The sequence below is a fragment of the Paenibacillus rhizosphaerae genome (assembly GCF_014192015.1).
Lineage (GTDB): Bacteria > Bacillota > Bacilli > Paenibacillales > Paenibacillaceae > Paenibacillus_AQ > Paenibacillus_AQ rhizosphaerae.
Genome location: NZ_JACHXJ010000003.1, coordinates 505,935 through 531,350, shown reverse-complemented (window position 1 = coordinate 531,350; position 25,416 = coordinate 505,935). Strand labels below are relative to the sequence as shown.

At 53.1% G+C, this 25,416-nt stretch carries 25 protein-coding genes; 17 read left to right on the top strand and 8 right to left on the bottom strand.

The features are described 5' to 3' along the window. Positions 1–11 precede the first annotated feature (11 nt). The 6 genes from FHS19_RS19080 (at position 12) to sufB (ending at position 6,263) form a co-directional block, all read left to right on the top strand. A complete protein-coding gene (locus FHS19_RS19080; protein WP_183583418.1) occupies positions 12–473 on the top strand; it encodes a Dps family protein in 462 nt (153 codons plus the stop codon). A gap of 617 nt (positions 474–1,090) precedes the next feature. After that, positions 1,091–1,873, top strand: a complete 783-nt coding sequence (gene sufC / locus FHS19_RS19075) for a Fe-S cluster assembly ATPase SufC (RefSeq protein WP_183583417.1) — start codon at positions 1,091–1,093, stop codon at positions 1,871–1,873. A gap of 27 nt (positions 1,874–1,900) precedes the next feature. Beyond that, entirely contained in the window at positions 1,901–3,205 is a 1,305-nt protein-coding gene (gene sufD, locus FHS19_RS19070; protein ID WP_183583416.1) for a Fe-S cluster assembly protein SufD, read from the top strand. After that, positions 3,202–4,413 carry a cysteine desulfurase gene (locus tag FHS19_RS19065; protein ID WP_183583415.1) on the top strand — a complete coding sequence of 404 codons (1,212 nt, stop codon included), beginning with the start codon at positions 3,202–3,204 and terminating at the stop codon, positions 4,411–4,413. Before sufD ends, FHS19_RS19065 begins: the two co-directional genes overlap by 4 nt. Continuing rightward, complete coding sequence (sufU, locus tag FHS19_RS19060) at positions 4,413–4,844, top strand: Fe-S cluster assembly sulfur transfer protein SufU (RefSeq protein WP_183583957.1); 432 nt, start codon at positions 4,413–4,415, stop codon at positions 4,842–4,844. Before FHS19_RS19065 ends, sufU begins: the two co-directional genes overlap by 1 nt. A gap of 21 nt (positions 4,845–4,865) precedes the next feature. Then, complete coding sequence (sufB, locus tag FHS19_RS19055; protein ID WP_183583414.1) at positions 4,866–6,263, top strand: Fe-S cluster assembly protein SufB; 1,398 nt, start codon at positions 4,866–4,868, stop codon at positions 6,261–6,263. A gap of 230 nt (positions 6,264–6,493) precedes the next feature. Here the strand turns inward: sufB and FHS19_RS19050 are convergent, their stop codons facing one another. Both FHS19_RS19050 and FHS19_RS19045 read right to left on the bottom strand, forming a co-directional pair. Continuing rightward, positions 6,494–7,543, bottom strand: coding sequence for an HD-GYP domain-containing protein (locus tag FHS19_RS19050; protein WP_183583413.1), 1,050 nt, complete (start codon positions 7,541–7,543; stop codon positions 6,494–6,496). An 89-nt stretch (positions 7,544–7,632) separates the two neighbouring features. Continuing rightward, positions 7,633–8,361, bottom strand: a complete 729-nt coding sequence (locus FHS19_RS19045) for a molybdenum cofactor biosynthesis protein MoaE (protein WP_183583412.1) — start codon at positions 8,359–8,361, stop codon at positions 7,633–7,635. A gap of 127 nt (positions 8,362–8,488) precedes the next feature. Here FHS19_RS19045 and FHS19_RS19040 point away from each other — a divergent pair, with 127 nt between their 5' ends. The 10 genes from FHS19_RS19040 to FHS19_RS18995 all read left to right on the top strand — a co-directional run bounded on the left by FHS19_RS19040 (position 8,489) and on the right by FHS19_RS18995 (position 18,005). Next, positions 8,489–9,928, top strand: a complete 1,440-nt coding sequence (locus FHS19_RS19040) for a bifunctional metallophosphatase/5'-nucleotidase (protein WP_183583411.1) — start codon at positions 8,489–8,491, stop codon at positions 9,926–9,928. A gap of 21 nt (positions 9,929–9,949) precedes the next feature. Then, the gene (locus FHS19_RS19035; RefSeq protein ID WP_183583410.1) at positions 9,950–10,777 is read left to right on the top strand and encodes an undecaprenyl-diphosphate phosphatase; all 828 of its coding nucleotides are present in this window, start codon (positions 9,950–9,952) and stop codon (positions 10,775–10,777) included. Positions 10,778–10,908: 131 nt separating this feature from the next. Then, positions 10,909–11,991, top strand: coding sequence for an HD-GYP domain-containing protein (locus tag FHS19_RS19030; protein WP_246426742.1), 1,083 nt, complete (start codon positions 10,909–10,911; stop codon positions 11,989–11,991). Between the two features lie 295 nt (positions 11,992–12,286). Beyond that, positions 12,287–13,420 (top strand): radical SAM/CxCxxxxC motif protein YfkAB, encoded by a 1,134-nt coding sequence (yfkAB, locus tag FHS19_RS19025; RefSeq protein ID WP_183583409.1) that lies wholly within the window; start codon positions 12,287–12,289, stop codon positions 13,418–13,420. Between the two features lie 16 nt (positions 13,421–13,436). Continuing rightward, positions 13,437–14,798 (top strand): hemolysin family protein, encoded by a 1,362-nt coding sequence (locus tag FHS19_RS19020; RefSeq protein ID WP_183583408.1) that lies wholly within the window; start codon positions 13,437–13,439, stop codon positions 14,796–14,798. 10 nt (positions 14,799–14,808) lie between these two features. After that, positions 14,809–15,840 carry a sporulation integral membrane protein YtvI gene (ytvI, locus tag FHS19_RS19015; protein WP_183583407.1) on the top strand — a complete coding sequence of 344 codons (1,032 nt, stop codon included), beginning with the start codon at positions 14,809–14,811 and terminating at the stop codon, positions 15,838–15,840. A 244-nt stretch (positions 15,841–16,084) separates the two neighbouring features. Continuing rightward, positions 16,085–16,327 (top strand): spore coat associated protein CotJA, encoded by a 243-nt coding sequence (locus tag FHS19_RS19010; protein WP_145136083.1) that lies wholly within the window; start codon positions 16,085–16,087, stop codon positions 16,325–16,327. Then, positions 16,311–16,586: a spore coat protein CotJB gene (locus FHS19_RS19005; RefSeq protein ID WP_076170486.1), complete on the top strand. Its 276-nt coding sequence runs from the start codon at positions 16,311–16,313 to the stop codon at positions 16,584–16,586. The genes FHS19_RS19010 and FHS19_RS19005 overlap by 17 nt, the downstream gene beginning before the upstream one ends. A gap of 36 nt (positions 16,587–16,622) precedes the next feature. Further along, positions 16,623–17,192 (top strand): manganese catalase family protein, encoded by a 570-nt coding sequence (locus FHS19_RS19000; protein ID WP_183583406.1) that lies wholly within the window; start codon positions 16,623–16,625, stop codon positions 17,190–17,192. Positions 17,193–17,318: 126 nt separating this feature from the next. Continuing rightward, positions 17,319–18,005: an HAD family hydrolase gene (locus tag FHS19_RS18995; protein ID WP_183583405.1), complete on the top strand. Its 687-nt coding sequence runs from the start codon at positions 17,319–17,321 to the stop codon at positions 18,003–18,005. 60 nt (positions 18,006–18,065) lie between these two features. Here FHS19_RS18995 and FHS19_RS18990 read toward each other — a convergent pair whose 3' ends face one another. Genes FHS19_RS18990 through FHS19_RS18965 form a run of 6 tightly spaced genes read right to left on the bottom strand, consistent with a single transcriptional unit; the run spans position 18,066 to position 24,710 of the window. After that, entirely contained in the window at positions 18,066–19,199 is a 1,134-nt protein-coding gene (locus FHS19_RS18990; RefSeq protein WP_183583404.1) for a YheC/YheD family endospore coat-associated protein, read from the bottom strand. After that, a complete protein-coding gene (locus FHS19_RS18985; protein ID WP_183583403.1) occupies positions 19,181–19,702 on the bottom strand; it encodes a GNAT family N-acetyltransferase in 522 nt (173 codons plus the stop codon). Before FHS19_RS18985 ends, FHS19_RS18990 begins: the two co-directional genes overlap by 19 nt. Before the next feature lie 22 nt (positions 19,703–19,724). Continuing rightward, the gene (locus tag FHS19_RS18980; RefSeq protein WP_183583955.1) at positions 19,725–20,831 is read right to left on the bottom strand and encodes a YheC/YheD family endospore coat-associated protein; all 1,107 of its coding nucleotides are present in this window, start codon (positions 20,829–20,831) and stop codon (positions 19,725–19,727) included. Between the two features lie 2 nt (positions 20,832–20,833). Next, complete coding sequence (locus FHS19_RS18975) at positions 20,834–22,210, bottom strand: YheC/YheD family endospore coat-associated protein (protein WP_183583402.1); 1,377 nt, start codon at positions 22,208–22,210, stop codon at positions 20,834–20,836. Continuing rightward, a complete protein-coding gene (locus FHS19_RS18970; protein WP_183583401.1) occupies positions 22,210–23,331 on the bottom strand; it encodes a YheC/YheD family endospore coat-associated protein in 1,122 nt (373 codons plus the stop codon). Before FHS19_RS18970 ends, FHS19_RS18975 begins: the two co-directional genes overlap by 1 nt. 11 nt (positions 23,332–23,342) lie before the next feature. Further along, positions 23,343–24,710, bottom strand: coding sequence for a YheC/YheD family endospore coat-associated protein (locus FHS19_RS18965; RefSeq protein ID WP_183583400.1), 1,368 nt, complete (start codon positions 24,708–24,710; stop codon positions 23,343–23,345). 290 nt (positions 24,711–25,000) lie between these two features. On the opposite strand from FHS19_RS18965, the gene FHS19_RS18960 reads away from it, so the two are divergent. Next, a complete protein-coding gene (locus FHS19_RS18960; RefSeq protein WP_089545814.1) occupies positions 25,001–25,348 on the top strand; it encodes a YlbF/YmcA family competence regulator in 348 nt (115 codons plus the stop codon). The last annotated feature ends 68 nt before the right edge of the window (positions 25,349–25,416 follow it).

Genomic DNA, 25,416 nt, shown 5'->3' with positions numbered 1-25,416 from the left:
AAGGGATATTCATGGCAAAAACGTCATCCAAATCGAAAACCTCTACTTTGGAGCAAATCCTTAATCAACAAGTTGCGAACCTGAACGTCCTGTACGTCAAAATCCATAATTACCATTGGTATGTGAAGGGTGAGCATTTCTTTACCCTCCACGTAAAATTTGAAGAGCTGTACGACGATATTACGCTGAAAATGGACGAAGTGGCTGAACGGCTGCTTACGATTAAAGGAAGCCCGGCTGCTACGATGAAGGAATACCTGGATATCGCGACCATTCAGGAAGCTTCCGGCAATGAAGACCAGCGCAAAATGGTGCAGACCCTAATCGAGGACTTTGCCACCGTGGCCGAGGAAATGAGCGAAGGAATCAGCCTGGCGGAGGAAGCCGGCGACCACCCGACGGCCGATATGTTTATCAAGATCAAGAGCGACTTCGAAAAGCATATGTGGATGCTCCGTTCTTACCTGGGATAAGGGGACTTCTTTCGCGAAAGCCCGGAAGTGCGCTGGCCGCCAGCGCACTTTTTGTGTCCCGGATAAGCCTTTGACGGCATAGGGTATAAGACCGCGTTGCTCTTTTTGAATGATCAGACATGAATCGGACGTACGGGAAAGGGAGAAATGGGATCCGGTCTCTGGCGGCTGCTCCCGGTTATGAATCCGAGCGTCTGCGCGGTTGTTAGGATCCTCCATGCTGCTGTTCCTTGGATTGTGGGGCTTGCCCCAAAATATATCGCAGAATGTTCACGAAACGCCAGCCGGTGACGAGAACGATGCTCCGTTGCCGGATGCTGCAGAATTTCCGCGAATTCCGTTAGTAATTAACAGCATCCATGGAAATAATTTGATATTATGAGGAAACAGGCTTGGCTGCAACCGCGGCGAAGCCTGTTTCTGTAATGAAACACGAGGTTTACTCCCACGGGCGGTTGATATGATTCGCCATTTATTATAAAATTGTGATAATCATTGAGAATCAATTTAGACTCATTACAAATTGATAATAATGATTGATTGAAATCGGGGAGCGCGTCCCTGTTGAAATAGACTTTCTGATTTCGGCAAAACATTTAACGGAGGGAAAAACGAATATGGCTACTAATTTCACCATTGAAGGACTTAAAGCGACAATCGAGGGCAAGGAAATCCTGAAAGGCATCAACCTGGAAATGAAGGGCGGAGAAATCCACGCCATCATGGGACCTAACGGTACCGGTAAAAGTACACTTGCTTCCGCTTTGATGGGACATCCTAAATATGAAGTAACGGACGGCAGCGTAATTCTGAACGGCGAAGACGTTCTGGAAATGGGCGTTGACGAGCGTGCGCGCGCCGGCCTGTTCCTGGCTATGCAGTATCCGAGCGAAATTACGGGCGTGACCAATTCCGACTTCCTCCGCAGTGCCATCAATGCACGCCGTGAAGAGGGCAATGAAATTTCGCTGATTCGTTTCATCCGTCAAATGGAAGCAAAGATGAAAGAACTGGATATGAACCCTGAGTTTGCTCATCGTTATTTAAACGAAGGCTTCTCCGGCGGTGAGAAGAAGCGTAACGAAATTTTGCAAATGATGATGATTGAACCAAGCATCGTCATCCTGGACGAAATCGACTCCGGTCTGGATATCGACGCTTTAAAAATTGTAGCCAGCGGTGTAAATGCCATGCGCAGCGACGACCGCGGTTTCTTGATTATTACCCACTATCAGCGCCTGCTTAACTATGTGAAACCTGATTTTGTACATGTTATGATGCAGGGCCGCATCGTGAAATCCGGTGGTCCGGAACTGGCGGAGCGCCTGGAAGCGGAAGGTTATGATTGGGTGAAAGAGGAACTCGGCATCGAAGACGAAACCGTAGGTCAAGAAGCGTAAACAAGAGCGGAAGGAGGAGAACGAATTATGACAACACAAACCATTCTTCCGGTTAACGCTGAAGGCCTGAGCGCGCTGTCGAAGAACAGCAGCGAGCCGGCCTGGCTCACGGAAAATCGTCTGAAAGCACTGGAACTCGCGGCAACCCTCGAGTTGCCGAAACTTGAAAAAACGAGAATCGAGCGCTGGGACATCCAAAACTACGGAAGCTTCAAATCCGTAAGCCCGATTTCTTCCTTGGCCGAGGCCCCTGAATCGATTCGGGAACTGATCAAGGACCAGGAAGCGGGGAACCTGATCATCCAGCGCAATTCCGGAACCGTGTATACGAAGCTGTCTCCTGAGCTGGCTGCTCTAGGCGTCATTTTCACCGATCTGGCGACGGCCGTGAAAGAGCATGAGGATCTCGTCAAAGCTCACCTGCATACGGCTGTTAAGGCGGATGAGAGCTCCGTTGCCGCACTTCATGCCGCATTGTGGAACGGCGGAGTGTTCCTGTATGTTCCGAAAAACGTGGAGGTATCCGTACCGCTGCAGGCCGTTCTGCTGACAGACGACGAGGAAGCGACCTTCGCACCTCATATTCTGGTCATTGCCGATACGAACAGCTCGGTAACCTATGTGGATAACTATGTATCCGGTACGTCGGATAAACCGGTCACTCATAACGGCGCCGTTGAGGTGTTTGCCAAGTCCGGAGCGAAAGTCCGGTTTGCGACGATTCACCAATTGGGTACGAACGTAACGGACATCAGCTACCGCCGTGCTGTGATCGAGAACGACGCGTCCATGGAATGGATCGTCGGCGAAATGAACAGCGGCGATACGGCCAGCGATACTTACTCGATTCTGAAAGGAAACGGATCGACGTCCGATTCCAAGGTCATCGCTGTCGGCTCCGGTTCCCAGAAGCTGAACTACACGACTCGTGCGAACCACTTCGGCAAGAGCTCCGAGAGCCAAATGATCACCCGTGCGGTCATGCGTGAAGAAGCACAGGCTATCATCAACGGCATTACCAAGATCGAGAAGGGCGCGACCAAGTCCGACGGACAGCAAACGGAGAAAGTGCTGATGCTGAGCCCGAAAGCACGCGGTGACGCCAACCCGATCCTGCTGATCGACGAGGACGACGTTAAAGCAGGTCATGCTGCTTCCGTCGGCCAGGTCAACCCTGAGCAAATTTATTACCTGATGTCCCGCGGGATTTCCCGTGAAGTTGCCGAATCCCTGATCATCTACGGATTCCTGGCACCTGTCGTATCTCAGATTCCGCTTGAAGGCCTGCGCACGCAGCTTCAATCGGTGATCGAAGGGAAGTTGGGACAATGAACCGCGATATTCTCGAGCAGTTCCCCATCCTGAATCAGGAAATTAACGGCCACCCGCTGGTATATCTTGATAATGCGGCAACTTCCCAGAAACCGCTCGCTGTGATCGAGGCTGTCAAACGCTATTACGAGCATGACAACGCCAACGTGCACCGCGGGGTGCATACGCTTGGAAGCCGTGCAACGGATGCTTATGAAGGCGCGCGCGAGAAGGTAGCTAAGTTCATTAACGCCAAGAGCACGAAGGAAATTATTTTTACGCGGGGAACGACGACGGCCCTGAACCTGGTTGCTGCCTCGTTCGGGCGCTCGATTTGCAAGGAAGGCGATGAAATCGTCCTGACCCCGCTGGAACACCACAGTAATCTAATTCCTTGGCAGCAGGTGGCAAAAGCCACCGGCGCCACGTTGAAATATGTTAAACTACAAGAAGACGGTTCAGTCACCTTGGCCGAAGTTGAGAAAGTCGTCACCGAGAAGACCAAGATCATCGCGATGGGCTATGTGTCCAATGTCATGGGCGTGGTTAACCCGGTGAAGGAAGTTGCCGAGCTGGCCCACCGCCACGGTGCGTATATGGTTGTGGACGGAGCCCAGAGCACGCCTCACATGAAGATCGATGTTCAGGATCTGGATTGCGACTTCTACGCCTTCTCCGGCCATAAGATGTGCGGTCCTACCGGCATCGGTGTACTGTACGGCAAAAAGGCGCTGCTCGAATCCATGGAACCGGTGGAATTCGGCGGTGAAATGATTGACGATGTCGGACTATACGATTCTTCCTGGAAGGAGCTGCCCTGGAAGTTTGAAGGGGGCACCCCGATAATCGCCGGAGCGGTCGGGCTGGCTGCAGCTATCGATTTTCTCGAGGAGATCGGCATGGATCAAATCGAGGAACATGAGCAGAAGCTCGCGAAGTATGCGATCGAGCGGTTATCGGAAATTGAAGGCCTGAAGCTGTATGGTCCACGTGTACGTAAAGTGGGCTTGGTCACCTTCAATTTGGGAGATGTGCATCCGCATGACGTGGCTACGGTTCTGGATGCCAGCGGGGTTGCGATCCGCGCAGGGCATCACTGCTGCCAGCCGCTTATGCGTTGGCTTGAGGCCAGTGCCACCGCCCGTGCAAGCTTTTATCTATATAATACCGAACAAGATGTAGATCGTCTGATCAGCGCCTTAATCCAGACAAAGGAGTATTTTGGATGATGGAACTTGACGACTTGTACCGGCGTGTCATAATGGATCATTATAAAAACCCCCGCAACCGGGGCAAATTTGAGAATGAAGCCGTGACGGTGGATCTGAACAACCCGACCTGCGGCGACAAAATTTCGCTTCAGCTGATCATCGATAATGGGATTGTCAAAGATGCCAGATATACAGGCGAGGGCTGCTCCATCAGCATGTCCTCCGCCTCGATGATGACCGAAGCGGTCAAAGGCAAGACGTTCGAGGAAGCGAAGGAACTGGCTTCGCGCTTTTCGTCGCTGATGCAGGGTGAGGACGTTCATTTTGATGATTACGAAGATATCGAAGCCCTGTCCGGAGTTAACAAGTTCCCGGCCCGCATTAAATGCGCAACGCTCGCTTGGAATGCACTGCGGAAAGGTATTGACGAGGAACGCATTAACCATTAACGATAGGGAGGCTGAATACTCATGGCTAAAAAAGCGCCTGAAATAGAAGAGTATAAATACGGGTTCCGCGACGAACATAAAGCGGTATTCCAAACCGGTAAAGGACTTACCCGTGAGATTGTTACCGAAATTTCCAAAATCAAAAATGAGCCGGAATGGATGCTTGAATTCCGTCTGAAATCATTGGAGCAGTTCGAGAAAATGGCAATGCCTCGCTGGGGCGGCGACCTGGATGAACTGGACTTCAACGATATCCAGTACTACGTAAGACCTTCCGAGAAGCAAGGAAAGACGTGGGAGGAAGTACCGGCTGAGATCAAAGAAACCTTTGACAAGCTCGGTATTCCGGAAGCCGAGCAGAAATTCCTGGCCGGTGTATCCGCCCAGTATGAATCCGAAGTTGTGTATCACAACATGCAGAAAGACCTGGAAGACCAAGGGGTTATCTTCATGGATACCGACACGGCGCTGAAAGAGCACCCTGAAATTTTCAGAGAGCACTTTGCGACTGTCGTTCCTCCTACCGATAACAAATTTGCTGCGCTGAACAGTGCGGTATGGTCCGGCGGAAGCTTCATTTACGTTCCAAAAGGCGTTAAATGCGAAATCCCGCTGCAGGCTTACTTCCGGATCAACTCCGAGAACATGGGCCAATTCGAACGCACGCTGATCATTGCGGACGAAGACAGCTTCGTGCATTATGTCGAAGGCTGTACCGCTCCGATCTACAGTACGAACTCGCTGCACAGTGCGGTCGTTGAGATCATTTGTAAGAAAAACGCACGCGTGCGTTACACGACGATCCAAAACTGGGCGCCGAATATCTACAACCTCGTTACCAAACGGGCGGTAGCTGAAGAGAACGCCACGATGGAATGGGTAGACGGCAACATCGGCTCCAAGCTGACGATGAAATATCCGGCAGTGCTGCTGAAAGGACGCGGCGCGAAAGGGATGGTGCTGTCCATTGCGGTTGCAGGCAAAGGCCAGCATCAGGATGCAGGCGCCAAGATGATTCACCTGGCTCCGGATACGACATCCACAATCGTATCGAAGTCGATCAGTAAGCACGGCGGCAAGGTCACTTACCGCGGTCTCGCTTCCTTCGGACGCAACGCGGAAGGCGCGAAAGCCAACATCAAGTGCGATACGCTGATCCTGGATAACGAGTCCACTTCGGATACGATTCCGTACAACGAAATCAAGAACGACAACATCGTTCTGGAGCACGAAGCGACGGTATCCAAGGTGTCGGAAGATCAGCTCTTCTACTTGATGAGCCGCGGTCTCTCCGAAGCTGAAGCGACGCAAATGATCGTTATGGGCTTTATCGAGCCGTTCACGAAGGAGCTCCCGATGGAATACGCGGTCGAAATGAACCGCCTGATCAAATTCGAGATGGAAGGCTCCATCGGTTAATAGGAAGCAAACAAGCGTGTTCTGCGCAGCCGTTTCGGCGGTTTCGCGGAGCGCGCTTTTTTTAGATATAAGAAAAGCTTCGGCAGACCCGGTGTCCTTATATCCCAAGAAAAACTTCTGATAAACACGGTTTGTCTTCGATGAAAGTACGCCGATAGGTGTTTTTCTTCGGGTTACATGTTTAAAAAAAGAAGCCCTCAACTGAGGGCTTCTTTTGTATGGATACTGGTTTACATATAAATTTGATCGATGTCAATATCCCGATCGGAGGACAGATCAATGAACCGGACCTCCGTCTTCACGAGCGGGCGGAAGAAATCCGCCGGATTGGTCATGATAATGGTGCCGGTTTCCCCGGAAGTCAGGGTGACCCGCTTGCCGATAAAATTCGGGAGCATATGGCTGATAAACGCCTGCGTTGCCCGGGGGCTCAGCTTCCCGAAGCTGAGGCTGTACAGTTCGCGGAGCACGGTCAGCAGTTCCTGCTTCGTCTGATATACGCGGTTCGTTGTCATCGCACTAAACACGTCGGCCACCGCGGTAATCCGCGAAAAAGGATGGACTTCAAGCTCGCCGCACTGGTGGGGGTAACCGCTTCCGTCGTCGCGTTCATGATGCTGCAACGCGACCAGCGCGGGAATTTCATCGTTTGTAGAGCTTCGGATGATATCGTATCCGTAAACGGTATGACGCTTCATTTCTTCAAATTCTTCCGGCGTAAGCTTGCCGGGCTTGTACAACAGCTCGGCGGGGACGAGGCATTTGCCGATGTCATGCAAAAAACCCGCCTTTCCGGCTGCGTAAGCCTCCTCGGGAGCATACCCGAGCCAGGTTGATATGTAGTAGGAAAGAATGCCGACCTGAACGGAATGTTGGTATGTATATTCGTCTTCCGGATTGATGGACAAGAGGAGGGAGACCACGTCGGTATGAGTGCTGAGCCGGTCCACCAGCGGCTCCATAATGTCATTGACGACGGTCGTGTTGATCCGGCCTGTCGAAAGGGCTTCCAGATACAGCGACTCAAACCCGTCCACGGCTAATCCAACCTGTTTTTCCACCCTTGAAGCAGGTTGACCGGAAAGGAACGGTGCTGTAGCGGCCGGGTCATCGGGCCGGGAGGGGTCAACCTCTACATAAGCGATGCCATGCTGGATCAGCTTGCTGATCTCTTCGAGCTTCAGTTCCTTGCCTTTGTGGAGCACATGAAGCCCGATATCGTTAAACGTATCGGCTTGAAGCCGATCACCGGGCCGTAATTCCGTGACATGAACTCTCAAAACTGATCGTCACCTCATTGTTCAGATTGGAACTCATTGTTTTGAGATCTATCTTAGCAAGAAATATATGGATTATCAACGAACTCTTCTTAGACGGAAGGGGGGAGCGTCGGGTCCCAAGGCCCTTTTTGATGTCCCTTCCATTCCGAACCGTCCTCCCAAATTTCCTTCTTCCAAATGGGCACGGACTGTTTGAGCTTCTCAATCGCGTACCGGCTCGCTTCGTAACAAGCCTCCCGGTGTCCGGTCGATACCGCGATGATGACGCTGATCTCTTTCACATCGACTGTACCGATCCGGTGCGAAATCGCACAGCGCGTGCCCAGCCAACGTTCGGCGATTTCCCGGCCGATCACTTCCAGCTGGGCCAGTGCCATCGGGATATACGCATCGTATTCCAAGTGAACGGTACGCTGCTCACCGGTCATTTCCCGGGTGGTCCCGACAAAAGACAGCGTGGCGCCGTGGTTATCGTCCAGCACCTTGGACGTCACCTCATCAACGGACAGCGGCTGATCGGTAATACAGAATAACCCGTTTGCTGATACTTCACGTACCGGGCTGCTTCCGTCTCCGCCCGATACAGGCGGAATGAGGGCGACTTCGTCTTCTGCCGTAATAAGCGCGTCACCCGGCGCATAATTCTGATTAACGGCAACAAAAGAAACGGAGATCTGCGCGGCAGCCTCCGGGTACAATTCGGTCAGCTTTCGTTTCAAGCCGTCGGCTGTAATCGATTCCCCTTCGACGGACAAGGGTAAAACAGAGGTTTGGAGCCGTTCTGCAAGACCGGCAAACAATCGAATATCAAGCTGCATTTCTTTCTCTCCTCGGGCGTGGTAGTTCATGTCTTCAATATACCATATCCACCTTGAAAATGTTATGCTTATCCCTAGGAGCATTTGGGCCAAACAAGGCGAGAACAGTGAAAGGGGAGGTTATCCAATGATGCTGCAGAACCAGGCAAAATCGATCACAATTCTGCATACGAATGATATACACAGCCACTTTGAAACGGTTAGTTCCATTGCAGCTCTGGCTGCCGCCGAACGCGCTCAGTCGGCGGAGAGTCCTCTTTTACTGGTGGATATAGGAGATCATATGGACCGGACGGCCGTCGAAACCGAGGGAACGATGGGCCAGACGAACATCGACATATTGAATTTAACGGGATATGAGGCGGTGACGATCGGCAACAACGAGGGGCTGACATTTACGCCGGACGTGCTGGAACGCCTTTATGCGGGCCTGCAGTCCCCGGTTGTTTGCTGCAACATCCATGAGCAGCTCAGCTCGGCGCCCCCCGCATGGATGAAGAAAAGCGTTCTTCTGGACAAGGACGGGATCCGGATCGGTATAACGGGAGCTACGGCCCCGTTCGCCGACTTCTACAAATTGCTCGGTTGGGATGCCTTGGAGCCGCTGCAAGCGTTACAAGAGCAGGTTGAGGGGCTGCGTACGGAGGCCGACATCGTGATCGTTTTATCCCATCTCGGACTGTCTACCGACCGGCTGATGGCTGAACGCGTTACCGGCATCGACCTCATCCTCGGCGGGCACACCCACCACCTGCTGGAAGAGCCGCTGCGGATTGGGGACACGGTGCTGTGCGCAGCGGGAAAGTACGGTCAATACGTCGGTAAGGTCGTCATGACCCAACAGGATGACGGCCGTTTCCGTGTCGTTGAGGGAGGATGCCGCCCGGTCGATACCGGCCTCCTGGATGAAACGGTGTCCCGGGCCCTTGGAATTCACCGCGAGCGGGCCGAAGAAGCCCTGAGGGAACCTGTGGCGGTTACGGACCGGCCGCTGACCCTGACGCATATGGGAGAGTCGCCGTTCGGCAATTTGCTGGCGCAGTCGGTCCGCCAGTTTACTGGCGCAGCGCTGTCGCTTGTCAACACGGGGCAGCTGCTGGGCGATCTGCCGGAAGGGGAAATCACGGCGGGACTGCTTCACGAGCTCTGCCCATCTCCGATTAATCCCTGCGTGATCAGCCTCAAAGGAGAGCATATCCGGCGAAGCCTGGAGGAGAGCCTCCTGCCGGAATATTGGAGCAAGGGAATCCGGGGATTCGGGTTCCGCGGCCATGTGCTCGGCAACATCGCGGTAGACGGAATTGAAGTCTTGTACGATCCAAGCCGCATCCCTTATGATAGGATTGTTCAAATTTCGCTTCAGGGGGAGCCGCTGCAGGACGACCGGATGTACACCGTTGGAACGCTGGACATGTTTACGTTCGGGACGGGATACGAGCAGATTTCGCGGGGGGAAGATCCGAAATATTTGCTTCCCGAGTTTTTGCGGGACCTGCTGAGACTTGAGCTCCAGCGGCCTGGAAGTTTGGATACCTGCGGCAAGAACCGCTGGATCGAGGTTGTTTAAGAAGGACCAGAGGAGGAAGAAATGGATACCATTACTGCAATTATCTTGGGGATTGTGGAGGGGGTTACGGAATTTATTCCGGTCTCTTCAACGGGGCACATGATATTAACGTCCAAGCTCTTGGGCTATGATGAGCAGGACCCCATCATGAAAACCTTTGAAATCGTCATTCAGCTGGGGGCCATTCTGGCGATTGCCCTCGTCTATTGGAGACGGATTCTGGATCTGCTGGGCATCAAGCGGACCATGCCCGAATCCGGAAGCCTGCGGTCCGGCAAGAAGCTGAATCTGCTGCATGTCATCATCGGGATCGCCCCCGCACTCATCGTGGCCTTTTTTGCCAGGGACTTTATCAAGAGCCTGTTCAGCGCAAATACGGTAATCTGGGCGCTGATCGTGGGCGGGATCTTCATGATTTTTGCCGAGTGGTTTAACAAGTCCAAAGCCAGAATCACCGCCGAAACGATGGATGACCTGTCGTACAAGCAGGTGCTGATGATAGGGCTGTATCAAATTTTATCCGTCGTATGGCCGGGATTCTCGCGTTCGGGTTCCACGATTTCCGGAGGGATGCTGAGCGGGGCAAGCTACAAGGCGTCGGCTGACTTCTCGTTCCTGATCGCCATTCCGATCATGTGCGCCGCTTCCGGCTATGAGATGCTGGATTCGTACAAGTATATGACCAAGGATACGATCGGCATGTTCGCCATCGGCTTTATCGTGGCTTTTGTGGTGGCGTATGTCGTCGTGCTTGCTTTTATGAAATTGATTCAAAAAATCCGTCTGACCCATTTCGCCATTTACCGGTTTGTGCTTGCCGCCGTGTTCTGGCTGTTCGTTATGCGCTGATTCAAGGACAGTAATGTAATTCACAAATTCGCATAACGTGGTTGGGCTACATAGATGGCAGGGGAAACTAGGTAAACGGACCTTGGGAACAATAACCGGGTGGCCGTGATTTTAGGCAGGAGTGGATCGTGTTGCGTTTGGTACCCGTTCCGATGCTGCAGCAGGGAATGAAGATCGGCAAAAAAATATACAGCGACGAGGGAGTTGTACTTCTCGCGGAAGGCGTGGAGCTCACCTCCTTGCTGATCAGCCGCCTGCAAAAGCTGGACATCGGTTATATTTATGTGGAAGATCATCTGACGGAAGGCATCGATATTCCCGAAATGCTCCGGGAGGAAACGAGACGTCAGGCTCTTCAGAATATTCGCGTCAATTTTCAGCGGTTATCCGAAGCCTCTCCGATTACAGGGGGGTATCACCATCTCGGAAAGCAGTTCTCCAAGGTGATGGAGTCCATTCTTGCGGATGTCAGTTCTCAAGAGGACTGCATGATCATGCTGATGGACATGAACACCGCAGATCATTACTTATATAAGCATTCCTTAAATGTGTGCGTATATTCACTTGTGCTGGGGATCGCGAGCGGTTATACGCAGGACCAGCTGATGGTGCTGGGGCTGGGCTCGCTGCTGCATGACATCGGGAAAACCCAGATTCCCCAAAAAGTGCTGTTCAAGCCGCAAAAGCTGGACGATGAGGAATTCCGCCTCATGCAGGCGCATGCTCAAATCGGCTTTAAAATCCTGAAGGACGAGCCGAATATTCCGCTCCTGGCGGCGCACTGCGCCTTTCAGCATCATGAAAGGATTAACGGATCCGGTTATCCGCGTGGAATCAAGGGTGACGATATTCACGAATATGCCCAATGGGTGGCGCTCGCCGACTCCTACGATGCGATGACCTCGCATAGAGTGTACCGGCCTGCGATGCTGCCGCATCAGGCGGCCGAAGTGCTCTACGGCGGGGCAGGTACCTTGTACGACCAAAAGAAGCTGGAGCTGTTCCGGGATAAGGTGGCGATCTATCCGCCAGGCTTGTCGGTCAAGCTGAGTACCGGGGAAACGGGAGTGGTGTCGAAAATTCACGCCCATATGCCCCATCGTCCCGTGATCCGCATATTGCAGGATCCGGAAGGGGCACCGCTGCAGGCACCTTACGAGGTGGACCTGTCCCAGTCGCTCTCCGTTATTATTGACGGTGTCCTCGGAGATTAGGGGAGCAAGAGTTACGAAGTGTCATGACAGAAGACCCATAAAGCGAGCGGTTTCAGGCAGTGATTGATGCGGTGGAAATTCGATTTCCCTGCTGCCCGCAGAAGCCGCCGGTTTAGGGGTCTTTTTTCTTCATGTCCCGGCATACCTATTCTGACAGAGAGATTTTTCGCGCTTCATGGTATGATAGAAGGAATGACAAGTTCATCCTGAGACAACCGGATAGCTCTGGTCTGGAAAATAAAGGTTACACAAAAACCGTGTTTTGGGTTAAATAAAGAAATAAGGTGAGTAAATAATGAATACTGTAAATACCCGGGGTGCACTGGCCCCCTTATCTCCGAGCAATGACCCATGGGATCCGATTGAATCCCTTCGTACATATGGCCGACATGTGCTGACCAGTGTCGAAATGACGGTGACGCATTTATGCAATATGCGCTGCGAGCACTGTGCGGTCGGCGATATGCTCGTCATGAAAGAGGCAGAGTTCCTTCCGCTGGATTTGATGCTGCGGCGTCTGGACGAGGTGGAGCATCTGCAGACGATCAGCCTGACCGGAGGCGAGCCCTCCTTCCGGGAGAAGACCGTGAAAGAGGTGATCGTGCCTCTGCTCAAATATGCTCAGGACCGGGGAATCCGCTCGCAGATCAACTCCAATTTGACGCTGGATATCAGCAGATATGAAGCGATGCTCCCATACCTTGACGTGATGCACATTTCGTTCAACTATTTGAATGGGGACGATTTCCATGAGGTGGGCTTCGCCAACAGTAACCATCCCGTTCCGAAGGAAACCGCCTACCGCATGTATGACAAAATGATGGATAACGCCCTGAAGCTGAGCGAAGCGGGCATGTTCATTTCGGCAGAGTCCATGATTAATTACCGGACGCATACAAAGCTTGCAGGAATTCACAAACTAATAGGGGAAATGGGCTGCCGCCGCCACGAAGTGCATCCGATGTATGCCTCCAATTTTGCTACGGGGCTTCCGGTGCTTTCTTTGGAGGAGACGCGCAGGGCGATCCACAGCTTGCTGGATGTACGTGATCCGCAGATGTGGATGCTGTTCGGAACGCTGCCGTTCTTCGCGTGCAGTGATATTCACGAAGATCTGAAGCTGATCCGCAGGCTTGCGGATGCGCCGAACGTCACTGTTCGTAACGATCCTGACGGCCGCAACCGCGTCAATGTTAACTTGTTCTCGGGCGATGTTTACGTCACCGACTTTTCCGATATCCCGGCGTTCGGCAATATTGAAACCGGCCGCCTCGACGACATCTTTAATGCGTGGCAGACCGGGCATCCGCTGAACAAGACGGTGAACTGCCACTGCGACGCCGCAGGCTGCTGTGGGCCGAATCTGCTCGTGAAGGACATGTATTATAAAGATACCGATTTTACCGTAAAAAAAGCGAACTTATTATAGAAATGGGGCGTTGTCATTGGACGGGGAGTTAGAAATAGGCAAACTGCTGTTAAACCTCTTTTTTGTTCTGCTGCTGGTATTTTTTAACGGCGTGTTTGTGGCCGCCGAATTTTCGCTTGTAAAAATGAGGCAGTCCCGGCTGACGCAGCTGGTCAGTGAAGGCAACCGGCTGGCCGGCTATGCGCTCCGAGTGAACAACAAACTGGACGCTTATTTGTCCGCTACCCAATTCGGCATTACGCTGGCATCCCTCGGTCTCGGCTGGATCGGGGAGCCGGCCATTTCGGAACTACTGGTAGAGCCTTTAATGTATAAAATGGGAATTACCGACAGAACGCTCATCGCCACCGTATCCGTGGTGCTCGGGTTCTGTGTCATTACTTTCTTACATATCGTGCTTGGGGAACTGGCCCCCAAGTCGCTTGCCATTCAGAAGACGGAAGGGGCCGCACTGCTGCTGTCCGCGCCGCTGATGGCTTTTTATAAAATATTTTTTCCTTTTATTTGGCTGCTTAACGCTTCCGCCAACGGATTGCTTCGCTTGTTCGGCGTTCATCCGGCCGGCGAAGCAGAAGCTGCGCATTCTGAAGAGGAAATCCGCATATTAATGAATCAGAGCGCCAAAAGCGGGGTCATCGATAAGGACGAGATGAAGCTGATGGACAACATCTTCGAGTTCTCCGACCTGCTGGCGCGCGAAATTATGCTCCCACGGACGGATATGGACTGCCTGTACACGACGAATACGCTGGAAGAGAACCTGCAGATCATCAGTGATACGAAGCATTCCCGTTATCCTATTGCCGTGGAGGACAAGGACCAGATTATCGGATTTGTGCATATTACCGATTTTCTCCTGGCCGACGCCGAGCATCAGAAGGAGCTGACCACGCTGGTCCGTCCGATTCTGAACGTGCCGGAGTCGATGGAAATCAGCCATGTGCTGCGCCTCATGCAGAAGAAGCATGCCCAGCTGACGCTGGTTGTCGACGAATACGGCGGCACGGCCGGCATGCTGACAGCCGAAGAAATCCTCGAAGAAATCGTCGGGGAGCTCTATGACGAATTTGAGGACGAGCGTCCCGATGTCGAAATCCAGGAGGATGTCATCTCGGTTGACGGACGGATGCTGATCGAGGATGTCAACGATCTGACCGGCGTCATCATCGAGGATGACGAGGTTGATTCGATTGGCGGCTGGCTGTTCAAGGAGCTGGAAGGCAATCCGGTAAAAGGCAAAAAGGTCCAGGTGAGCAATTTCATGTTTGAGGTCGAGGAATCGACCAAGCTCCGGATTACCCGGGTTAACATTCACCGCGTTGCCGATACGGAAGTCATCGACGAGGAGGAACAGGAAGGGACGGATAACGGGGATTAAGGAGTGAAGCATGACTGGCAGACAGCTGGTGTTCGTCGGTGTGGGACTGCTCCTGCTGTACTTGCTGTTTACGGCAGGCGCCCCCTTTGTACTGGCAGCGCTCGTGGCCGTTTCGCTGGAGCCGATCAACCGGATGCTGATCGGGAGGCTGAAATGGAACCGTATCGCTGCCGCTTCGCTGACATGTACGTTGTTTATGCTCATGATTCTTCTTTTGGTGTACATGCTGGGTTTTCAGGTTTTCGCCCAGCTGCTGGAATACTGGAAGAATGCGCCGGCATACTTTGCGTCGGCCGACGATTTCGTACAGACGACGCTGATCCAGGCGAGAGGGCTGTTTGACCGGTTTCAGCCGGAGCTGGCCGAGAGCCTGAGGGAAATGCTAACTAATCTGACGTCATACGCCGAGTCGCTCATCAACTCGTTGTCGTCAACCTTTTTATCTTTTGCCAAGGGCATCCCGGGCACGTTTGTGTTTTTGGTGGTTTTCTTTGTCGCCGTCTATCTGTTCAGCTTTGGGCTGGAGACGATCAAGGCAGGGATTCTATCCCTGTTTGAGGAGGAGACCCAAGACCAGATCAACGAGGTGCTGCACAGCCTGAAGCGGTCGATCTTCGGCTTTATTCAGGCCCAGATGATCCTGAGCGCTTTTACCTATGTATTGACGCTCACGGGACTGCTCATCCTCGACATTCATTACCCGCTGGCGATCGCCCTGCTGATCATGGTCGTCGATATTTTGCCGATTCTGGGGGTCGGCTCGGTGCTGATTCCCTGGGCGGTGTACTTGTTTATCGTGGGCGACTCCTATACCGGCTTTGGGCTGATGCTGCTGTTTGGGGTCATTACGATCGCCCGCCGGGTGGTCGAGCCTAAAATCATCGGCGATTCGGTCGGTATCGGCGCCCTGTCAGCACTGGTAAGCATGTATATCGGCTTCAAGCTCGTCGGTGTGATCGGCGTGTTTATCGGGCCGCTGGTGGTCATTATTTATTCGGCGGTCCGGAAAGCGGGACTATTCCAGATTAAGATCAGATTTTAAAGGTGTATCTTCTCATAAAAGGCTCGCGTTACATACAGCGCTTCGACAAAAGTTACTAGAGCCGTTTGCACTGACCCCTCGGCGGTAAATCAACCGCAAATCAGGGGTCTTTTTGTTGTCCCATGAACTTTTTTGTTCAGATTCCGCGGATGGGTCATATGTTTAATTACGAAGAGTGTCTGATTTTTCGCCTTCTCGCGGAAATCGGCGACTTTAGTATGGACAACAAAAGGAGGAGCAAGTGGTGAACTCACAGGTACGAGTGTATAAGCCTTTCATTGGCCCGTTTGATCCGTGCCCGCCGCTGCCTTACAGGACGTACGTCGTCCCGCCCAACCAGTATATCGTGTTCCAGCCTCTGGATTGGCCGCAATTCAGCCTTGCCGAGGCGCTGAAGCTGGGAACGCTTTGGCCGAACCTTTACAGCCCTTATGAATCTAAAAGCAAAAGAGTGGAGGAGGTGGGGAGTGATGGAGAACCAGTCTAAACCAGCGGTGGATCAGCGCTATTATGAGCTGCTTGAAAAGCTGCAGATGATTGACTTCGCCTTGGTCGAACTGAACCTCTTCCTGGATACCCATCCGGACGATTTAAAAAGCATTGAGCAGTACAATCGGCTCGCCCAGGAGCGGATCCCGATCGTCCGGGAGTTTCAGGAGTCCTATGGACCATTGATGCATTTCGGCCATGCCTATTCGAAGTTCCCGTTCGAATGGCCGCAGGCCCCTTGGCCTTGGCAGGTGTAACCGGCAAAATGAATCAAAAGGAGGCGAGTGTCCCGCATGTGGATATATGAAAAAAAGCTGCAGTATCCGGTCAGGGTCAGCAAGTGTGATCCATATATGGCCCGGTTGCTCTTGGAGCAGTACGGCGGTGCCGACGGGGAATTGGCCGCTGCCTTGAGATATTTGAATCAACGGTACACCATCCCGGATAAGGTCATCGGCATTCTCAACGACATCGGCACGGAAGAATTCGCCCATTTGGAAATGATTGCCACTATGGTTTATAAATTGACAAAAGATGCGACGCCGGATCAGCTGAAGGCGGCTGGACTCGCAGACCACTATGTCAATCATGACAAGGCTTTATTTTACCAGAATGCAGCCGGGGTCCCATGGACGGCATCGTACATTCAGGCCAAAGGCGATCCGCTCGCCGATTTATATGAGGACATCGCCGCAGAAGAAAAGGCCAGGGCTACATACCAGTGGCTTATTGACATGACCGATGACGTCGACCTGCAGGACGGACTCAAGTTCCTTCGGGAACGGGAAATCGTCCATTCGACCCGGTTCCGGGAGGCCGTGGAAATCATTAAGGATGACCGGGGCAAAAAACGGTTCTTCTAAAGAATCGCGTGCGTTTTTCAAATCGATCGAAGTTTACAAGGCTTGGCGCTTCCCTTATCATAGGCATGTAATCAGGTGATACTATGTATTACGCACGAATGCAGGCCATGAAAGGGAAGATAACCGATGGACAAAGAGAAGACATTGAACAGGCCGCAGGCGATATTATTCGACATGGACGGCACGCTGTTCAAGACGGAGTCGCTGCTGCTGCCGGCCCATGAGCGGTTGTTCGACAAGCTGCGGGAGGAGGGGCTGTATACGGCACCGACGCCTCCGGCGGAACGGATGATGGGCAGTCTCGGGATGCTGCTGGAGGATATTTGGAAAGTGGTGATGCCGGACGGCAGCGAGCGTGCCCATGCGCGTGCCAATGAGCTCCTTCTCCAGCTGGAATTGGAAGGGCTCAAGGAAGGTGACACCGAGCTCTATCCCGGGGTGAAGGAAACGCTGGCCCGGTTGAAGGATCATAGCGTGCGTCTGTATGTCGCAAGCAACGGACTGGAGCATTACGTAAAGGGGATCGCGGATGCGCACGGCATTCTGGATCTTTTTGACGGCCTGTACAGTGCCGGGGAGCACGGAACCAAATCGAAGGTACATCTGGTGGAATTCCTGCTTCAGCGCGAAGGCATAAGCACGGGCTGGATGGTGGGCGACCGCTCTTCAGATGTGGAAGCCGGCCGGAAGAACGGCCTCGCCGTCATCGGATGCCAATACGCCGGGTTTGGGAACCCTGAAGAACTGGCAGGATCTGATGTCCTCATTAGTTCGTTCGACGAACTTCTGGGGCTGTATGCCTCATCGCTGTAAACCGTGATGAAGCCGCCTTCGAAGGGAATCATAGCTGCATATAAAGAAAAACAAACCGCGCTAGGGCTGCGGTTTGTTTTCTTTTGTGTCGGCGGTTTCCGTCTTCTGCTTGTAAACCCATAGGGCGTACTCCAGCGGTCTGGTGATGGCCGTGCGGTACAGTTCCGGTTGGCCGATCTGGGAGAATACTTCCCTCGCAGGCTTAGGATTAACTTCGAGCAGGTATATCCGGCCTTTCCGGTTGATGGCGAGATCGAGCGCCAGCTCGCACAGCGGTCCGTACTGGTGCTCCAGATAAGCGGCGATGTCCACGCCCATCTTGCCTGCTGTCGAGATCACCTCCTGCCGCCGCTCCTCGTCTGTGATCCAAGAGGACAGCATTTGATGAGCGGGCACAGCTCTTCCGCCGCCGTGCAGGTTGGAGGTGACGCTTCGCGGCGCCCCCACCCGGCCGGCAATGCCGGTCAGCTGCCAATGCCCCTCCTTGTTTTTCTGCACCAGCATGCGGTAGTCATGAACCCGGCCGTCGGGAAGCTCCACCGCGATGCCTTCCTGGATCAAATACCGGTCCTTCATATTCCAGCCGCTCAGGATGGAGCCGAGCCGGGAAGCGTGGATTTTTTGCGGAGAGATGATTTTCCGCTGCTGATTCCGTCCTTGAATGTAGTACTGGGGAGAGGCCTTCAATTTTTCGATCCGTAGAATACCCCGTCCGCCGGTTCCGTTGATCGGTTTTAAAAACACGACAGACCTGTTCTTCAGCATTTGGTGGACGTCTGTCAGTCCATGATACAGGCGCGTTTCCGGCAGAAACTTCCGGAATTCCGCCTTTTTGGACAGCACCTCGTGAATGGTCCATTTGTTGCGGAGCGGTTTGTTCAGAAACAGCATTTTGCTGTACCGGCTCCGGAACTGCAGAAGCTGGGCAAAGCGGGGGCTCTTCTGGATGCGGCACCGATCGTAAATCATATCCGGGAAGTTTCTCCATCGCCGGGTCCACTTCTTTTGCTTTGCGTCGTATTCCATTGCAAAGATTTTTTTCTTGCTGTCGCTGACGTCCATCGGGGTAAACACAAATACGTCAAGTCCCAGCTTGCCGCCTTCAACGATCATTTTCTGATAGATCGGTTTTTCCTCCAAATGCTTATGCTCGTTCAGATACAGCGTCAAGATGCCTAACACGGGTAGCGGCACAGGGGATCACCTTCTTGGGTCAGAGTTATGGATGTATCATCCGGTACTCCGCACGTCCCTTCCATGACCAGGGCAGGCTCTCCGGCAGCCCCCTGGTTGATGGCAACGGCGTGAAGCCCGGCGCGAAAGCACATTTTAACAAAAGGAAGCCGGCTCAGAAGAGCCTCGCATCGCACGGTGCCTAACTGCCGCAGCTGCGACGCTAAAAGGGAGGTGCCGACCCCTCTGCCGCGGTATAGCGGATGGACGACGACGAGACAACCCTCGGTCCCGTAGCCCGATACAAAGCTGACGCCAGCCAGACGTTCCCCGTCTTCGCACCGGACCGTTGCGGCCATAAGCGAGGTTCCCGGCGCAGCGAGCTGTTCCGCCTTCAATCGGGCAAGGAGAATGAACTCCGCGCGCGCCGCCTGATTCCCGCCATGCTCAAACACAAATTTGAGGATTTTGGCGTGCTGGCGCAGCCAATCTTCGCGGGTGGGGGTTATCGTTAAGATCTGCACCTGTTCATCACTTCCCTTGCGATTACATTTTAGGTTGATTGGAGAGATACTCGCTGTATTGGAAAATTCGCTTGAGAGACCGCTTCCGGATATGCGGTTCATCGAATTTCATCGGCTTGGCGTTTGCCTCGAAGAACCAGATATTTCCTAATTCGTCAATCCCGAGGTCCATCGACATCTCTCCATGTTCGTAGCCGGAAGCCTTCTCAATCTGGCGGGCGATGATGATCGCCGTCGTTCGGACACGGTTCAGAATCACGGCAGACATCTCGGATCCGAATACATCGGATAGGAGCTTGCTGGGATCCTCGATCGTGCCGCCTCTCGGCACATGGGTCGTAATGCTCTTCGAACCGGCCATCCTGGCTCCGACGCCGGTGACGCCCCATAAGCCTTTGTTGTTTTTTTGCAGCAGTGCCCTGAGGTCAAAGTGCCGGTTGTTGACGGATGCGAGCTCGATGCCCTGCTGAATAATGTAGCGTGCGCTGCCGGTTTCGCTTTTGATCCGTGCCCAGAGGCGGTACAGATTCCGCGTTTTGTACGTGGTGCTGGACCGGTGGTGCTGAACCTTGAGCCGGTAAGGAAGCAGTTTGTCCCTCTGGTATCTCAGCATCATAATGCCTTTTCCGGCTTTTCCGCTTTCCGGCTTGAGGTAGAGGCAGGGATAACGCTCAAGCATTTTCTGCAGCGTGCTCACGTTTGTAAAGCGCTTGGTTTTCGGTACCAGATGCTCCGTCGCTTTGGAGCTTCTGAGCCACTCGAACAGATGCCATTTGTTAAAAAAGTGCGGATTGAACAGCGAAATGGATGGATGTTTCATGCATTCCTTGATTTTCTGGCGCACAGCGGGCCGGAGTTCGTCTTCACGCTGCGGAATCCGGTTATAGATGACCTGGGGCAGCGGAAAATACTGCTGTTCCCAGGTCTCTTCCTCATTCAGCGTAAATCCCTTGATCCGATCCTCCGTCAGCTTTAGATCTTTAGCTGTGACGACATAGACAGGAAATCCCATTTTCTGTCCTGTCTTGACAATATCTTCAAAATTCGATTGATTTCCCCGGAAATAACCGTGGGAATCCGACATGGTGAGGATGGCCACTACGGGTTTGTTGTCGGTATGACTTCGGATGTTCACTCCACATCCCTCCTGCGGAACTTGCTCAAATACAGGCAGTGTTCAAGAATATGCTCCACGGATGCCCTGCCTTCCGCCTTGAGGGAAGGATGGCTGAAAATGGAACGGCCCGGCTTGGCGTTCGCTTCAAACATCCACACTTTCTCGTCTTGGTCGATACCCAGGTCAAAGCCGATCTCGCCAAGGAGGTGCTGGTGATGGAACTCGATCGCTTCGGCCAGGGTAATGGCGACCTTTTTGGCGTTTTGCAGCACCTCGTCGGATCTGTCGCCAAAGGTCCGGCTCAATGCCTGTTCAGGTGTGAGGAGAGAGCCGCCGTTCTTCAGATGGGTCGTTACGCTGCCGCGGCCAGCCTTTTTGGCGCCGACACCGACAACAACCCATTTGTTGTTGCCATTCTTATGCATATGAAAGCGGAAGTCGATCGGGCAGTTGTCGATTTCGACCAGCCGGATCCCCTGCTGAATGACATACGTTTCCAGGGTACGGCCATGTCTGGATTTAAGCATCCGCATCAAGCTGTTGAAGTTGCTGAAGCGGAGCAGGACATTGCCGCCTCCCTTGCGGTAACGGGCGAAATATCCCCTTTTCGGGAGGTAAGTCAAACGGTAGATGCCTTTTCCCAAACTGCCTGCGGAAGGCTTATAGTACAGAAACTGATGCCTTTCAAGCATATCCTTGATCCGTTCCGGGGAAGGGTTGATATGGGATTCGGGCACGTACCGGTTTACGGTATTGTCGTCTTCAAGCAGGCGGTAGATGTCGGATTTGTTGAAGAAGCTCCAGTTAAAAAACGGGATTCTCTTGCGGGTCAGCCGCTCTCTGAGCTGATTGATGGAAGAGGAGGTTTCCGCTTTCCGGCTCGGGAGGCGGTTGTAGACGACATCGGGCAGTGGAACGGTTTTACGGTAAAAGGTGCCGTTCTCGTTCAGGAAATAGCCCCGGACCGTCTCCTGCTGCCAGTTGATGTCCCTGGGCGTAAAGGCGAAAATATACGATTTCCTTTTCCCCTCGCGGAGAAGCTGTTTGATGAAGGCGGTCCGGGAAGCGAACGGCTGTGACGGTGACGTGCTGGGTCCATCCGAGAGCACGCCGATCAGAGGACCGAGCTGGACTTCGTCCTCCTGGAGGTTTCTCAGCATGACCCCGCCGGCGCTCGGAACGTGAATGCCGCTTCGGACGCCGGAGCTGAGGAAGAGATGCTTACCCGTCTTTTTAATGGGCTTAACGGTTGCGTTAACCATGTCTTTTCCCAGACGGAGCTGAATATTCTTTTTGCCGGACAGCTTGAGGCTTTTCATCAGCGAATTCGAAATGTAGACGACTTTCTCGGGCTGCTGCGAAAAATGAACATTACAAAATGTCAAACTCATCAATTTACCCTCCTAAGTTGTCGAAGCAATAAATAGCGGGCGTAGCGGAGCGGATTTTCCGTAGCGAGAACATCGCTGCCTGGTTCCCCAATGTGCCGGAAGGAGGTGCGCCCCGGTTTGGAATTGACTTCAAGCAGCCAGATTTTCCCTTTCGTATCAATGCCGTAATCGATACCCAGTTCTCCGAGCCGGCCATAACGGCTTTCCAGAATCGGCGGAATCTTCTCCGACAGATTATGAAGACGATCCCTTATGTGTTCTGCCTGGTCGGCCCCGAATTGTTCGGTCAGAAAAGGCAGGACAGACAGAGGTTTTCCTCCGCCGTGAAGGTTTGAGGTAATGCTATCCGGGTTGCCCAGGCGCAGCGCCATGCCGGTATGCATCCACGAACCCGTTTCATTTTTTTGCATCAGCACTCTTACGTCAAAAGGGGCGCCGTCTGTGCTGTACAAATGCAGGAAGGGCTGAATCAGGAACGAACGGTCCCCCGTAAACCGCCGGATCCATGCCAGGCCGCAGTGCGTATCGTCGAAGCGCTTCACAAATGTCAGGTTGCTTGCACTCCTTCCTCGGATCGTTAGAGATCCGTCCAGGGCATGACGCGTGACGCGAAGCGTGTTTTTTCCCTGCGATCCGCTCATCGGCTTCATAAACAGCTCGCCGTTATATGAACTCAAGCAGCGCAGCAATTGGCTGCTTCCGCGATAGACGGCAGTCGGGGGAAGAAACGGCAGCAGGCCGGGCTCCTTCCGGAGCACCTGGTCGACGTGCCCTTTCCCGGGAAGTCCCCGGGACCACAAAATCCATCTCTTCCCAGTAGGAGCGTCCGCCAACAGCCTTGCCGCTGCCCGGTATTCGCTGCCGCGCTGGGGAAAACAGCGGTCGTAGACGATATCCGGAAAGGGGACCGTGGCTGCGTGCCACGTCCCATTGCTGAAAATATATCCCTGGATGCTCTCCTGACCCTTCGGCACGCCATCTGGGCAAAAAACGACGACCTGAATTCCGTATTTTTTCCCGGCCAGAGCCAATCGGCGGGCGTAACCTTCTCCCGAGAAGGGAGTGGAGCCCGGTGCGGAGGAGCTTAATATCCCAATGGTACCAATCGTGGTTTTTTTCATCGCTGCACCTCCTAAAACCCTGACAAGAAGGCGCAGTATTCCAGCAGGCGTTTGACGGATGGCCTTATTTTCTGTTCATGGAGCGGCGTATTGTCGTTTTTGGAAGGCTTGGAATTCACTTCAAGCAGCCATATTTTACCGGTGGCATCCATGGCCAGGTCGATGCCGAGCTCGCCGAAGTGGGCGGGCAGCAGCGTATCCAAGCCTTTGGCGATGTCCAGCGAAGCCCGCTGCAGCTTGGCGTGTGCGGTGCTTTTAACAGCCGGCGGGAGGGCGCAACGGTTTACAGCTTCCATTACGGTACTGAGGGTTCCCCCTCTGGCGAGGTTCGAGACAAAATGGTTCCCGCCCGCAATCCGGGCTACGACGGAGGTCACGCTCCATTTGCCGAGACCGTTCTTCTGGACAAGTGCACGGAAATCGATGGGCCGTTTGCTGTGGTCGATGAGCGTCAAGCCTTGCTGGATTTGATAGCGGGTGCTTTTCATCTTTCCGGAAATGTTGGTAAACAGTTTGTTAAGGCTGGGATAGCTTTGTTTTTTGGGGCCGCCCACCGATGTAGCCAATGTTTGGTAGGTACCGTCGGACTGCCTGGAGATCCGGATGATTCCTTTGCCGAGGCTGCCCCGCACCGGTTTCAGAAACACGACCGGATACTGGCTGCACATCTTCTTCAGGATGGAATAGCCGGTCAACAGGTGCGATTCCGGCATCAGCCGGGATAAGGAGGAGTCCTGCTTCAGCGTGTCGAACACTTCATTTTTGTCCAAAAACTTTTCGTTGAATATGTGGCTCCCGTACCGGGATTTTACTTCTTTCATAAAATGCTGTACGCTAGGTTTATTCTCCATTTTGCGTGTCGTCAGGCGGTTGTTGATGACATCTGCGATAGGCATAGTTGTCTGGCGCCATCCGCCGTCATAGATCCAACCCTGTATGCTGCTTGCACTCTCGGTGATGTGATTCGGAGTGAAGAAGTATACGTATGCACCCTGCTTGCGGCAGGCGTTGACGAGTTCCCTGCAGAACATGGAAATGGAACCGAACGGCTTCTCCGGCGAGTCAGGATAATCCCGGCTGATCAGGACACTGATGAGCGGACCCAGCCTGAGCGTTTTGCTGGATGGGCTGTATGCCGCTCGGAGTACGGGACGGGACGCTAAGCCCATTCTGCGGGCCAGTGGCTCGCTGATGCGTAGGCCGGAATATTTTGCTGCGGAAATAACGGTGATCTCTTGTCTAAAGGAACCAAAGGACAGCTGCAGAGGCCGGTCAGTGGGAATCTTCCACTGTTTGATCAGTCTCTCGCCGAGCATGACGGTGTTTTCTTTCACAATGCCCGGGCTGAACGTTTGGACCGGAAGCTTTTTTTTGGACATCGTGGATCTCCTTCCAACAACAACTTGATGTCTACAGGGCAGATAAGGAGCATCTGCAATATTGCATGTAATGCATCATATGAGGACATATATCCCTTGGTGATTGACCCACTTTTATAAAAACCGGGATTTCAGCCCTTCATTTTTTCGGAGACGGTCGGATTTTTAAGCTGTGATCGAAGCTAACCTTGCGATTATCGCAGGAATCACTTCCGCGCGGGTGCGGTCCGTCTTCCATAAAACACGTCGATTGACGTTACTGCCCAAATTTAAGGAGGAAATGACAACCTATGAACATTTATGACAAAGCGCACGATCTGGCCAAAGCCCTAAAGGAAAGCTCGGAGGTTCAAGAGATCAGCTCGGCGATGAGCCTGATTGAAGCGGATCCGGAGAGCAAACAAATGCTCGAGGATTTCCGCCAGCGGCAGATGGAAATTCAGCAGCGGATGATGTCCGGGGATATGCCATCCCAGGAAGAGATGGAGAAGATGGAGAAGCTTTTCGACGTGCTCAGCCTGAACCTGAACATCCGCCGGTTGTTTGAAGCGGAGCGCCGCCTCAGCACGATCATCGAGGACGTGAATAAAATCATTTCGGACAGCCTCCAGCATCTGTATGGGGGACAAAGCCTGTAAAGTGGACAAAACTTTTCTCATATTTTCGCGGACCCCTTCATAGAGTAGAAATATAGAGTTACCAAATG